General features: G+C 66.0%; 12 protein-coding genes. 11 read left to right on the top strand and 1 reads right to left on the bottom strand.

Annotated elements, in window-relative coordinates; translation table 11 throughout:
* Positions 1 to 31 precede the first annotated feature (31 nt).
* From NOV21_RS07270 to NOV21_RS07255, 4 genes are all read left to right on the top strand, one after another.
* Positions 32 to 883 carry a methyltransferase domain-containing protein gene (locus tag NOV21_RS07270; protein WP_283170344.1) on the top strand — a complete coding sequence of 284 codons (852 nt, stop codon included), beginning with the start codon at positions 32 to 34 and terminating at the stop codon, positions 881 to 883.
* Positions 884 to 992: 109 nt separating this feature from the next.
* Positions 993 to 1,298 carry an ArsR/SmtB family transcription factor gene (locus tag NOV21_RS07265; RefSeq protein WP_283170345.1) on the top strand — a complete coding sequence of 102 codons (306 nt, stop codon included), beginning with the start codon at positions 993 to 995 and terminating at the stop codon, positions 1,296 to 1,298.
* A 35-nt stretch (positions 1,299 to 1,333) separates the two neighbouring features.
* A complete protein-coding gene (locus NOV21_RS07260) occupies positions 1,334 to 1,552 on the top strand; it encodes a cation transporter (RefSeq protein ID WP_283170346.1) in 219 nt (72 codons plus the stop codon).
* A gap of 9 nt (positions 1,553 to 1,561) precedes the next feature.
* Complete coding sequence (locus tag NOV21_RS07255) at positions 1,562 to 3,478, top strand: heavy metal translocating P-type ATPase (RefSeq protein WP_283170347.1); 1,917 nt, start codon at positions 1,562 to 1,564, stop codon at positions 3,476 to 3,478.
* 10 nt (positions 3,479 to 3,488) lie between these two features.
* Here the strand turns inward: NOV21_RS07255 and NOV21_RS07250 are convergent, their stop codons facing one another.
* Positions 3,489 to 3,938, bottom strand: a complete 450-nt coding sequence (locus NOV21_RS07250; protein WP_283170348.1) for a MarR family winged helix-turn-helix transcriptional regulator — start codon at positions 3,936 to 3,938, stop codon at positions 3,489 to 3,491.
* 186 nt (positions 3,939 to 4,124) lie between these two features.
* On the opposite strand from NOV21_RS07250, the gene NOV21_RS07245 reads away from it, so the two are divergent.
* From NOV21_RS07245 to NOV21_RS07215, 7 genes are all read left to right on the top strand, one after another.
* Positions 4,125 to 5,891 (top strand): ABC transporter ATP-binding protein, encoded by a 1,767-nt coding sequence (locus tag NOV21_RS07245; protein ID WP_283170349.1) that lies wholly within the window; start codon positions 4,125 to 4,127, stop codon positions 5,889 to 5,891.
* Positions 5,891 to 7,759 carry an ABC transporter ATP-binding protein gene (locus NOV21_RS07240; protein ID WP_428978390.1) on the top strand — a complete coding sequence of 623 codons (1,869 nt, stop codon included), beginning with the start codon at positions 5,891 to 5,893 and terminating at the stop codon, positions 7,757 to 7,759. The genes NOV21_RS07245 and NOV21_RS07240 overlap by 1 nt, the downstream gene beginning before the upstream one ends.
* Before the next feature lie 12 nt (positions 7,760 to 7,771).
* Positions 7,772 to 8,503 (top strand): HAD family hydrolase, encoded by a 732-nt coding sequence (locus NOV21_RS07235; RefSeq protein WP_283170350.1) that lies wholly within the window; start codon positions 7,772 to 7,774, stop codon positions 8,501 to 8,503.
* 168 nt (positions 8,504 to 8,671) lie between these two features.
* On the top strand, positions 8,672 to 10,093 hold the full coding sequence (locus NOV21_RS07230) for a hypothetical protein (protein WP_283170351.1): 1,422 nt from the start codon (positions 8,672 to 8,674) through the stop codon (positions 10,091 to 10,093).
* Entirely contained in the window at positions 10,080 to 10,925 is an 846-nt protein-coding gene (locus NOV21_RS07225; RefSeq protein WP_283170352.1) for an HhH-GPD family protein, read from the top strand. The genes NOV21_RS07230 and NOV21_RS07225 overlap by 14 nt, the downstream gene beginning before the upstream one ends.
* Before the next feature lie 118 nt (positions 10,926 to 11,043).
* Positions 11,044 to 11,583, top strand: a complete 540-nt coding sequence (gene rbr, locus NOV21_RS07220; protein ID WP_283170353.1) for a rubrerythrin — start codon at positions 11,044 to 11,046, stop codon at positions 11,581 to 11,583.
* A gap of 236 nt (positions 11,584 to 11,819) precedes the next feature.
* Positions 11,820 to 13,139: a hydrogenase small subunit gene (locus NOV21_RS07215; RefSeq protein WP_283170354.1), complete on the top strand. Its 1,320-nt coding sequence runs from the start codon at positions 11,820 to 11,822 to the stop codon at positions 13,137 to 13,139.

Raw genomic sequence — 13,139 nt, 5'->3', positions numbered from 1 at the left:
CCCATTGTACCGCTTGCGCTATAGTCGGGGCATGGACGCGAAAACGGCACATACGCTCGCTGCACTCGATCGGCGCTTCTACGAGCGGAACGCGGAGTCGTTCTCCGCCACCCGGCGGAGCGCGTGGCCGGGGTGGAGGTGCGTCGCCGGGCAGATGGAGGGCCGGTGGGGGAGCGGCGATCCGCGTTTGACGGGGGCGGCGCCCCTGCGCGTGCTGGACGTGGCATGCGGAAACCTCCGCTTCGAGCGCTTCCTGCGGGAGGCGTTCTCCCAGGCGGATATCCGCGCGGTGGGGATCGACGCCTGCGCGTCCCTCGTGCCGGACGACGGGGATGCGGCTTTCATCGAGGCCGACATCATCTCATCGCTGCTCGCGGGGGAGGGCGTCGTCGACGACGCGCGCCTTGCCTTCGCCGCCGCCCCCGCGGGTTGCGCGCCGGCCGCGCCGTCCGAGGCGCGCGCGGCGTTCGACATGGTCGCCTGCTTCGGCTTCTTCCACCATGTGCCGACCGGAGGGCTCCGCGGCCGCCTTCTGGCATGGCTGCTCTCGCACACCGCCCCCGACGGGCTCTGCGCGGTGTCGCTCTGGCGCTTCATGGACGACCCCTCGCTGGCGGAGAAGGCGCGCGCGTCGCACCGCCGAGCGTTCGTCGAGCTCGCCCTGCAGGGCATCGGGGTCGACCCGTCCCAGTTCGGCGAAGGGGATAGCCTGCTGGGGTGGCAGGGCAGGCCCGGAGCGTACCGGTACGCCCATAGCTTCTCCGACGCCGAGGTCGCCTCCCTCGCGGAGCAGGTCGAGGGCGCGGGCAGGTCCGCCGCCCGCTTCCGGGCGGATGGGCGGTCCGGAACGCTCAACGAATATCTTATTGCGATTCCGTTCTGATCGCTTGACGGCGGGGCGTTCCGGGAGTATTGTTGCGATAACATATGAACATATGCTCATATATTTGCTGAAAGACGCGATCGGCATAAGGTGAAACGGAGGCGGAACCATGGAGGATGCATGCGAGGTGCCTGCAAACGAGGAGATCCTCTACGACCTCGCCGAGTTTTTCAAGGCGCTTGCCGACACCACGCGGATGCGCATACTGTACACGCTGATGGATTCCGAGCTCTGCGTCGCCGACATCTCCGAGGCGGTGGGGGTCAGCCCGAGCGCCGTGTCGCACCAGCTGCGCATCCTCAAGCAGGCCCGCCTGGTGAAATTCAGGAAAGAGGGCAAGCAGATCATCTACTCGCTGTCCGACGACCACGTGCACACCATGCTCAGCCAGGGCATGACGCATATATGCGAATAACGGCGTATGGAAAGGTCCTATAAGGAGGAAGCAACATGCGGAAGGTAATGAAACTCGATGGGGAGATCTGCGCGAACTGCGCCGGCAAGATCCAGGCGAGGATCGAGCAGATCCCGGGGGTTCGCAGCGCGAGCGTCAACGCCATGACGATGAAGTTCACGCTCGATGCGGATGACGCGGCGTTCGACGATGCGCTCTCGCAGTCGATCGAGATATTCTCCGACATCGAGCCCGACTGCGACGTGCTACGGTAGCGTGCCATCATGAAGGGGAGGCTCTCGAAGAAGCAGCGGAAGCGCCGCAACCGAATCGTCGTGGCATTGGCGATATTCGCCGTGCTCGAGGTGGCGAACGCCGGCTTCCACGCGTTCGATCGCATGCCGAACGGGCTCTGGGTCGAATTCGCCGCATTCTTGGTACCGTACCTCGTCGCGGGGTACGACGTGCTCGGGCGCGCATGGCACGGCATCGTGCATAAGCAGCCTTTCGACGAGAACCTCTTGATGACCATCGCCACGATCGGCGCGTTCGCGCTGGTGCTGTTCCCCGATGCCGAGCCCCATATGGCCGAGGGCGCCGCGGTCATGCTGTTCTACCAGGTGGGGGAATTGTTCGAGAGCTACGCCGTCGGCGCGACCCGCCGCAGCATCTCCGACATGATGGACATCGCGCCCGAGTTCGCCAACGTCGAACGCGACGGCGCGATCGAGCAGGTCGACCCCGCCGAGGTCGCGGTCGGCAGCATCGTCGTGGTGAAGCCGGGCGAGCGCGTGCCTCTGGACGGCGTGGTCGTGTCGGGGCGGTCGGAGATCGACACGAGCGCGCTCACGGGGGAGAGCGTCCCCCGCACCGTTGAGGAGGGCGTTTCCGTGGCGAGCGGCTGCGTCAACCTGACCGGCGTGCTGACCATGCGAACGACCAAACCCTACGGCGAGTCGACCGTCCAGCGCATCCTCGATTTGGTGGAGAACGCCAGCGAGAAGAAGGCCCGCACCGAGAACTTCATCACGCGGTTCGCCCGGTACTACACCCCGGTCGTGGTGGGCCTGGCGGCGGCGATCATGGTGCTCAGCCCCGCGTTCGGGGCGTCATGGAGCCAGTCCGTGCAAGGAGCGCTCGTATTCCTGGTGGTCAGTTGCCCGTGCGCGCTGGTCATCAGCGTGCCGCTGTCGTTCTTCGGCGGCATCGGGGCCGCGAGCCGCGCGGGCATCATGGTGAAGGGCTCCAGCTACCTGGAGGCGCTGGCGTCGACCGACACCGTGGCGTTCGACAAGACGGGCACGCTCACCAACGGGACGTTCAACGTGGTGGCCGTGCATCCGCATGCCGGCGCCGATCCCGATCTGCTGCTGTCCTACGCCGCCCATGCCGAGGCGTTCTCGAACCATCCCATCGCCCTGTCCGTGCGGGCGAGCTACTCGGGCGAGATCGACCAAGCCAAGATCGACGAGGTCGAGGAGCGCGGCGGCGAGGGGATCTTCGCGCGCGTGGACGACCATGCGGTGCTGGTCGGCAACGACAAGCTCATGCTCGCCGAGCATATCGACTTCCACGACTGCACGCTCGTGGGCACCATCCTCCACGTCGCCCTCGACGGGGCCTACATCGGGCACATCGTCATCGCAGACGTGGTGAAGGACGATGCGGCGGAAACCGTGCGCGCCCTGCATGCCGCGGGCGTGCGCAAGGCGGTCATGCTCACCGGCGACCGCCAGGAGGTGGCGGTGGCGGTGGCCGAGAAGCTCGGCATCGACGAGGTGCGCGCCCAGTTGCTTCCGCAGGACAAGGTCGCCTGCGTGGAAGAGCTTTTGGCGGCCGAGCCGGAGAGGGGCAAGCTCGCCTTCGTGGGCGACGGCATCAACGACGCGCCGGTGCTCATGCGCGCCGATATCGGCGTCGCCATGGGAGCGATGGGATCCGACGCGGCCATCGAGGCAGCGGATATCGTGCTCATGGACGATAAGCCGTCGAACATCGCCCGCGCCATCCGCATCGCGCGCAAGACCATGCGCATCGTATGGCAGAACATCGTGTTCGCCCTGGGCGTGAAGATCGCGATCATGGTCTTGGCGCTTCCCGGCATCGGCATCGCCACCATGTGGCTGGCCGTGTTCGGCGACGTAGGCGTGGCGTGCATCGCCATCCTCAACGCCATGCGCTGCCTCCGCGTCCCGGACTAGGGGAAAGGCCTTACGCCAAGGCGTCGGCGGGTGGCTCGGACGCCTCCACGGTTGCGGTGACGGCCTTGAGCATCGCCACGAAGTCGCGCCGTTGCTCGGGCGTGAAGGACGCCAGCGCCTTGCGCTCCAGCTCGGTGAGCGATTCCACCATGCGGCGGGCGTGGCGGCGCCCCATCGGCGTCAGCCGCACCGCCTTCGCGCGGCGGTCCTTCTGAAGCTCCTGCATCTCGACGAAACCCCGCTTGTACAGCGTGGTTATGACCTTGTTGACGGTCTGCTTCGGAAGGTGCGTGCGCTCGCACATCTCCTTCTGCGTCTTGTCGGGTTCTCGGTAGAGGTACGCGACCACCTGCATCATGGCGGAGGAGACCCCCGCGCGACGCGTGTAGTTCTCGCATGCGGTGTTGAAGGCCTGCCACGACCGCTGCAGTTCCAACGCATCGTTCAGTTCATGAGGCATGGCGTTCTCCCTTTCTCGCCGGCCTGGGGCATCGAAGCTCCCCCGCTTCTTTTCAACGAGCAGTTTACGCTCCATACGGGCCGATAAACAGGAATTTCTTCATTATCCTATAATGGGTGCCCTCGAGTTTTCGAGCTGGTTGCATGCTTCTCGAATTTTTCGCCGTCCCAAGGAGTCGACGCCCCCATGCGTGCTTTGAAATATCTTGCGCCCCATGCCGGCGTGGTCGTGCTCATATTGGGGCTCCTCCTCGTGCAGGCGTTCTGCGATCTGATGCTCCCCACGCTGACCGCCGACCTGGTGGACACCGGAATCCAACGCGCCGTGGTCTCCGGCTCGGGTGCGGACATGGGGTACCTGCTGGCGATCGGCGGGAAGATGATCGGCGTCACGGCGGTCGGTGCGTGCGCGAGCGCGGTCATCTCGTTCTTGGCCAGCCGCACCGGGGCCGCCATCGGGCGCGACCTGCGCGGGCGCCTGTTTGCCACCGTGGTCGGGTTCTCGCGCGCCGAGGTGCAGAAATTCTCCGCCGCCTCCCTCATCACGCGCGCAACGAACGACGTGCAGCAGATACAGATGATCTCGGTCCTGCTCATGCGCGTGGTGCTCTACGCGCCCATACTGGCGATCGGCGGCATCATCATGGTCGTGCGCACGCAGCCGGGCATGGGATGGATCGCCGTCGCCGCGGTCGTGGCGACCTCGCTCGTCGTCGCCGTGCTCATCGGCGTCGCCATGCCGAAGTTCCGCATCATGCAGAAGCTCATCGACCGGGTGAACCTGGTCGCGCGCGAGATCCTCACGGGCATCCCCGTCATCAGGGCGTTCAACCGCCAATCCCATGAGCAGGCGCGCTTCGACGAGGCCAACGCCAACCTGAGGGACACCCAGCTGTTCACCAACCGCGTCATGTCGCTGATGCGCCCCCTGACCATGCTCGTGATGAACGCCACCTCGTGCTTGATCGTGTGGGTGGCCGCGGGGTTCATCGGCCAAGGGGCCATGGAGACGGGCCAGATGATCGCATTCATCACCTACACGATGGTCATCGTCATGGGGTTCATGATGCTCTCATTGATCATGATGATGCTGCCGCGCGCGGATATTTCCGCAGGGCGCATCGACGAGGTGCTGGGCACGCAGCCGTCGGTGGCGGATGCCCCGCATCCGCTTGCGGGCGCCTCCGCCGCCGATGCCGGCGCGCGCATCGCCTTCGATGGGGTCACCTTCCGCTACGACTGCGGTTCCGAGCCCGCGCTGCGCGATATCGGCTTCGTTGCCGAGCCGGGGCGGACCACGGCGATCATCGGACCGACGGGCTGCGGCAAATCGTCCATATTGCGCCTGATGACGCGGTCGTACGATGCGACGGAGGGCACGGTTTCGCTCGACGGCGAAGATGTGCGCGACATCCCCCTCGATGCCCTGCACGCGCAGATGGGCTACGTGCCCCAGAAGGCCTTCCTCTTCGCGGGGACGGTGCGCGACAACGTTGCCTACGGCGTGCCCGATGCGACGGACGAGGACATATGGAAGGCGCTGCGCATCGCGCAGGCGGATTCGTTCGTGGAAGAGCTGGGCGGCCTGGACGCCGAGATATCGCAGGGGGGCACCAACGTGTCGGGCGGGCAGCGCCAGCGCCTGGCCATCGCCCGCGCGGTCGCGCTGCCGGCGCGCGCCTACCTGTTCGACGATTCCTTCAGCGCCCTCGATTACTCGACCGATGCCGCGCTGCGGGCCGCCCTGGCGCGCGAGCTCGCGGGCAGGACGGTCGTCATCGTCGCGCAGCGCATCAGCACGATCCGCAACGCCGACACCATCATCGTCCTCGACGAGGGCCGCCTGGCGGGGAAGGGCACCCACGCCCAGCTGATGGAAACGTGCGGGACCTATCGCGAAATTGCTACGAGCCAGCTTTCGCCCGAAGAGCTGGCGGCGGAAGGGGGTGCGTGATGACCACGTCGGAAGAGCTCAAGCAGGAGCAGCAGAGGCGGCGGCAGCACCGTGCGCCCACGCGCGGCCCCTCCTCGATGGTCGCGGGCGAGAAACCGCGCGACTTGAAGGGTTCGATGCGGTCGCTTGTGCGGTTCCTGTCCCCGCACAAGGCCGGCTTGGCCTTCGTCGTCGTGTTCGCGCTGGCCTCCACCGTGTTCAACGTCATCGGGCCCAAGGTCCTCTCGCTCGCCACCACGGAGGTGTTCGACGGCTCGGTCGCGGCGGCGCAGGGGGCGGGCGGCATCGACTTCGGGGCGGTCGCGAGCATCCTCATCGGCGCCCTGGCGCTGTACGCGGTGTCGTCCGCCTGCGCGTTCGGGCAGGGCTGGATCATGTCCGGCATCGCCCAGCGCGTGTGCTACGACATGCGGCGCCAGATCGACCTGAAGATCGATCGCATGCCCCTGGGGTATTTCGAGCGGAGCTCCACCGGCGACGTGCTCTCCCGCATCACCAACGATGTCGACCTTCTGGGCCAGAGCCTCAACCAGGGGCTCACCCAGCTGGTCACCTCGCTCGTCACCATCGTGGGCGTGCTGATCATGATGCTGCTCATCTCGCCCGTGCTCACGCTGATCGCGCTCGTGATCGTGCCCCTCACGGCGCTGCTCCTGCGCGTGGTCGTCAAGCGCAGCCAAGGCTACTTCAAGGCGCAGCAGGCCATGCTGGGCGCCATCGACGGCCAGGTGGAGGAGACGTTCTCCGGCCATGAGGTGGTGAAGGCGTTCAACGGCGAGGCGCGCGCCCTGGACGAGTTCGACCGTGCGAACGGCAAGCTGTACGAAAGCGCCTGGAAATCGCAGTTCATCAGCGGGCTCATGATGCCCGCCATGAACCTGATCAGCAATCTGGGATACGTGGCCACCGCCGTCGCGGGGGCGATGCTCGCGGTGCGGGGGTCCATCACCGTGGGCGATATCCAGGCGTTCATCCAGTACGTGAAGAACTTCACGCAGCCGATCCAGGAGCTCGCCCAGGTGGCGAACGTGCTGCAGTCCATGGCGGCCGCCGCCGAGCGCGTGTTCGAGTTTTTGGAAGAGGACGAGATCGAAGACGCGCCCGCACGAGCAGATGCCTCCGACGTGGAGGGCCGCGTCGAATTCGAGCACGTGCGCTTCGGCTACGATCCGGACCATCCGGTGATCAAGGATTTCAGCGCCACGGTGGAGCCGGGCCAGACGGTGGCGCTGGTGGGACCTACGGGCGCGGGCAAGACCACGATGGTGAAGCTGCTCATGCGCTTCTACGATGTGCAGGGCGGGTCGATCCGGCTGGATGGCCACGACCTGCGGGAATACGATCGCTTCGCACTGCGCAGCTGCGTCGGGATGGTGTTGCAGGACACGTGGCTGTTCAGCGGCACCATCCGCGACAATATCAGGTACGGCAATCCGGATGCCACCGACGAGGAGGTCGAGGCGGCGGCGCGCGCGGCCCACGCGCACCATTTCATCTGCACGGAGCCCGGCGGCTACGACATGGAGCTCGCCGAGGATGCCGGCAACCTGTCGGCGGGTCAGCGCCAGCTTATCACCATCGCCCGCGCCTTCCTGTCGGATCGCCGCATGCTCGTGCTCGACGAGGCAACCAGCTCCGTCGACACGCGCACCGAGCGGCAGATCCAAGCCGCGATGGACGCGTTGATGCGCGACCGCACCTCGTTCGTGATCGCCCATCGCCTGTCCACCATCCGCAACGCCGACCTCATCCTGTGCATCGACCACGGCGATATCGTGGAGCAGGGCACGCATGAGGAGCTGATGGCGCTTGGCGGGTTCTACTCGAAGTTGTACAATTCGCAATTCGTGTGCGAAGAGGAAGGCTAGGAGGTCATCCGCATGGCGGAGCATGCAGGCCAGGACGGAAAGCCCGTCGAACTTGCCGTCTACGATTTCGACGGGACGTGCATCACCGGGAACTCACCGGTGCTGCTCGTGCGCCATCTGCTGCTGCATCGCAAGCTGCGGCTGGCCCCGGGGATCGGGATCGGGTTCTGGGCGCTGTTCTACAAGTTGCAGCTTCCCCAGAACGAAAGCTGGGTCCGCAGCCAGGTGTTCCGCGCCTTCGACGGCATGCCGAGGCAGGAGGCCGACGTGTACCTGCGGGGGTTTTACGACGAGGTGATCGAGAAGCGATTCCGCCCTGCCGCCGACTCCAGCATGCGCTCGCACGCCGCCGATGGCAAGGTGGTCGTGGTGGTCAGCGCCTCGTGGGACGCCATCGTCGCCCGCGCGTTGGAACGCCATCCCTTCGAATACCAGGTGAGCACCCGCATGGTGGTGGACGAGAGGGGCTGCTACACGCGCCAGGTCGACGGCCTGCCCGTGGAGGGGGAGGAGAAGGTCGCCGCGATCACGCGCTTCGCCGACAGGCGCTTCGGCGCCGGTCGCTGGCGCATCACCGACGCCTACGGCGACCACCATTCCGACATCCCCCTGCTCGAGATGGCGGATCACCCCCATGCCGTCACGCCCGACAACCCGCTCGAGCGCCGCGCGAAGGTGGCGGGCTGGCCGGTGCTCGATTGGGAGGCCCGCGAGGAGCGGGCGGGCTACTACACGTACGGCTGATCCAGCGCTCCGTTCGCCGTCGGGGCGGCGGATTCGCCACCGCCTGCATATGAATTATGACGATTCGCGAACGGCGGGGGATTCTGGCCGCACGCTCCGATCGCCACGCTTTACTATGACGTGGTTAAACACATAAGCAGACCGTTGAGCCGCATAAGGGGGTCGAGTATGACCGCACATGAAGGTTGCGATGAACGCGCAGGAAACGCAGGTGCCGATTCGACCGCACGCGAATATCTGAAACTCGCCGACGAGGCGGTGCTTCGCGGCGACCTGCCGCAGTCCGCGCATCTGTATCTCGCGGCGTTCGATGCCGCGCAATCGAAGGGAACGCCCGGGGCGGATTACGTCGACGGGTTGCGCAAGGCGTGGAAGACCGCCGTGGAGCTGAAGGACGCCTCCCTCGCGGAGCACGTGTACGGGCTGTTGGAGCCGTATTCAACCGCCCAGGACGAGGCGGACCATACACATCATCTCCAGTCGATGGCGCAAAGCGCGCTCGAGGGCTTCGGCATGCCGACCGACGAGGCGCAGGGCATGGCCGAGATGCTCACCGGCGACACCGCCGACGCCACGCAGCTGATGCAGCTGGCGGGCAAGAAGCATGCCGCCGACCGGGATTCCGAAGAGGATGACGAAGAGGCCGAGGAGGCAGAAGAGCAGTCGGGCTATGCCGACCTCGTCGGCTTCGAGCGCGCGATCGAGGCGATGCGCCGCCGGGGCGTGGGGATGGCGGACGACGGGGAGTTCAACGAGTTCCTCGCCATGATGCGCCTGCGCCACGGCATCGAGGACGCGGCCCGCACGGGCTCGCTGCTCATCAGCGCGGATTCTCCCGACGACGCCAACATCTTCATGCTGGCGACCGGGGCCGAGCTGGGATTTCCCGCCATCCGCATGCGCGTGGAGGAGAACGCCATAGGGCTGCCGACGCTTTCGATCATGATGTCGAAGGGCATGCACAACGGCCAAAAGCTCATAACCAACGGATTTTCGGGCCCCGGCGTCCTGATGCTCGAGAACATCGACGAATGGGGAGTCCCCGATTTCTCCGCGCCCGATGGCGCGCCGCTTCCGCTGTACATGCAGCTCACGCGCGGTGCCCTGCAGGTGGTGTCGTTCATCCGCAATGCAGTCGAGGATCCGCAGGTGCAGGTGATGGCCTCGTCCGGGCCCGATGCCCAGCTCGACGCCTTCTTCGCCGACCTGCTGTTCCCCCTCGAGCATTTCGAGATCAAGCCGCCCACGCGCGAGGAACGCGGCTCGTTGTGGAACTACGCCAGCACCCTGCATCCCTCGCTCGGCATGCTCGACCGCGAGGAGCTCGTCGCCTTGACGCAGGGCATGTCCCGCACCGACATCTACTCGGCGGGCCGCCAGGCGGTCGAGGAGGCGTGGCGCGAGGGCATTCGCAACCGGCGCTACGTCCCGGTCACGCGCGCGAACGTGCTCGAGAAGATCGCCCTGTACCAGTCCTTGGGGTCGGAGGAATACCGCGAGGTCGAGGAGGCGCTCGCCGAAAATCTGGGCAGGGAGTTCGACGACTTGGAGAGCGCGGTCGACCGATGGCGGGAAGATGCCGGCCTCTAGGCGCGACCGCGACTTCATCGCGCGCGTATGGGAGGAGGGCGCGGCGCATGGCCGCGACGATCTGCCGTGGCGCAATTTGGACGACCCCTATCCGGTGTGGCTTTCCGAAGCGATGTTGCAGCAGACGCAGGTCAAACGCGTGCTCGCGTATTGGCGGCGGTTCCTGGCGGCGTTCCCCGCCATCGACGCCCTGGCCGCCGCTTCGACATCCGACGTGCTGGAGTTGTGGCAGGGCCTCGGATACAACCGCCGCGCCCTCGCCCTGAAGAGGACCGCTGAGATATGCTCGGAGCGGCATGCGGGCACCATGCCGCGCGGGCTGGACGAGCTCATGGCTCTGCCCGGCATCGGCCCCGCCACCGCGGCGGGCATCCGCGCGTTCGCGTTCCAGCTCCCCGGCGTCTACCTCGAGACGAACGTCCGCGCGGTCGTGCTCCACGAGTACTTCCCCGACTGCGACAAGGTCCCCGATCGCGAGATCGCCCCCATCCTCGAGCGCACCTGCAGCGAGGACGATCCGCGCGGCTGGTACTACGCGCTGCTCGATTGGGGCGCGCATCTGAAATCCACCGGGACGAACCCCTCGCGGCGCAGCGCCCACTATGCGCGGCAGAGCGCCTTCGAGGGATCGCGCCGCCAGAAACGCGCCTTCATCGTTCGCGAGGTGCTCGCGCAGCCGGGCATCGTGTGCGCGCGCGTGGGGGAGCTCCTCGACGGCGAGGAGCGCGCCTCCGGACGCCCCGCCGTCGATCCGGCGGAGTTCGCGGGCATCGTCGAGGATCTCGTCTCGGAGGGGTTCTTCGCACGCGAAGGGGACGCGTTGCGCCCCTGATACCCGCGGGGCATTTTCCTGATTTCGCTTCTCATCTGGGGTTAGGATACCCTTTCAACCCTATCCCGGTATAATCGTGCCTACGGTAATCGATCGACCAGGAAGGAAGGTTATCCCAATGGAGCTGAAGGGAAGCCAGACCGAGAAGAACCTGCAGACCGCGTTCGCGGGCGAATCGCAGGCCCACACCAAGTACGAGTATTACGCGAGCCAGGCCAAGAAGGACGGCTACGTGCAGATCCAGTCCATCTTCGAGGAGACCTCGAGGAACGAGAAGGAGCACGCGAAGCTGTGGTTCAAGGCGCTGCACGGCGGGGCGGTCCCCGGCACGCTCGACAACCTGGCGGACGCCGCCGCGGGCGAGAACTACGAGTGGACCGACATGTACCGGGAATTCGCCGAGACCGCGCGCGCCGAGGGCTTCGACGACCTCGCCTCCCTGTTCGACGGCGTGGGCGCCGTGGAGAAGGAGCACGAGGCGCGCTACCGCAAGCTGATCGAGCGCATCAACGCCGGCGAGGTGTTCGAGCGCGACGGCGTGTACGCCTGGAAGTGCAACAACTGCGGCCATATCCACATCGGCAAGACGGCGCCGACCGTGTGCCCGGTGTGCGCGCATCCCCAATCGTATTTCGAGGTCAAGGCTGAAAACTACTAGGATTTCAGAATGGGTGGGAGGGCGGCTCGGCGCGGCGGACGAGCCCGCGCCGCCCGAAATCGGGTACGATTCCGAGAAAGTATGTTACGTAGATTGTCGCCCGTAATACTTTCGTGCCTTTTGCCCGCGATATCCCGCATTTGGCACCTTATCTGTCCTTTTATTGACGGTTTGGTGCAAAATCGGAACCGGTTTGCGAACAGCAAGCAGTCGAGAAACACCAAGGAGGTGTGCACATGGAAAGAGAGGACAACCACACCCGGTTCGAGGCTATGCTCGAAGCGCGCGGCGTTTCACGTCGCAGCTTCCTCAAGCTGTGCGGGGCAGTGGCGGCGGCTGCCGGGGTATCCCAGCTGACCGTTCCTCGAGTCGCTCAGGCTCTTGAAGAGTCCGTGATCGGCGCCAAGGAGGGGAACCTCTATCCGGTCATCTGGATCGAGGGAGCGTCCTGCACGGGTTGCACGGAGGCGTTTGCGCAGATCGATGCACCGGATCCCGCAACCGTGGTGCTGGAGATGATCTCGTTGAACTACAACGAGACCCTTTCCGCAGCAGCCGGTTGGTCGATGGAGGAGGCCAAAGAGCAGACCATCGAGGCCGGTAACTACATTCTGGTGTACGAAGGCGCCCCGCTCGAGGGCTGGTCGGGCCAGGCTCTGCGCGTGGCCGACACCCCGGGCGTCACGAGCCTTCTGGCGGCTGCGAAGGGTGCCAATGCCGTCGTCGCGTTGGGTTCCTGCGCCGTCAACGGCGGCTGGATGGCGGCCACCTCCCGGGTTGCGGGGAAGGTCGGCGCCATCGGCGTCCAGAAGCTCCTGCAGAAGAACGGCATCAACGTGCCGGTCGTCAACATCCCCGGTTGCCCCGCCAACCCCGAATGGCTCGTCGCCGTGCTGGTCGACGTCGTCATGATGGGCGTCCTGCCCGAGCTCAACAGCGAGAACAAGCCCGCGTTGATGTTCAACCAGACGATCCACGACAACTGCCAGCGCCGCGGCCATTTCGAGAACGGCGAGTTCGTCTACCAGTTCGGCAGCCCCGAGGAAGCGAAGGGCTACTGCCTGTACGCGCTCGGGTGCCGCGGTCCCCAGACCAAGGCGAATTGCGGCATCGTGCGGTACAACCACCGCCGCAGCTGGTGCATCGAGGCCGGCGCCCCCTGCATCGGGTGCTGCGAGGCCAACCCCATGGACCCGGGCGACAACTGGGTGGAGGTCAACACCCCCTTCCACGAGCGCTCCCGCGACCTGCGCATCGGCGACTGGTGGTTCCAGCCCCAGACGCTGGCCATTGCGGTCACCGCTGTCGTCGCGGCGGCCGTGGTCGTCCACGGCTTCGGCGTCAAGGCATCCGGCCGCATGAAGGGCAAGCTGAAGTTCGAGCAGCAGCGCGCCTGGGACGAGAGCCATCCCGACAAGTCCGTGGGCCGGTACGGCGCCGACAAGACGATCATCAACGAGGACGGCACCACCACGACCGTCAGCGCCGAGGAGTTCTGGAAGGAACAGGACGCCGAGTACGAGAAGACCGTTGCGAACATGAAAGGGGGCAAGTAA

This window comes from Curtanaerobium respiraculi, assembly GCF_024609215.1.
GTDB classification, from domain to species: domain Bacteria; phylum Actinomycetota; class Coriobacteriia; order Coriobacteriales; family Eggerthellaceae; genus Curtanaerobium; species Curtanaerobium respiraculi.
The sequence above is the reverse complement of the archived record's forward strand: the minus strand, read 5'-3'. Positions and strand labels throughout refer to the sequence as shown.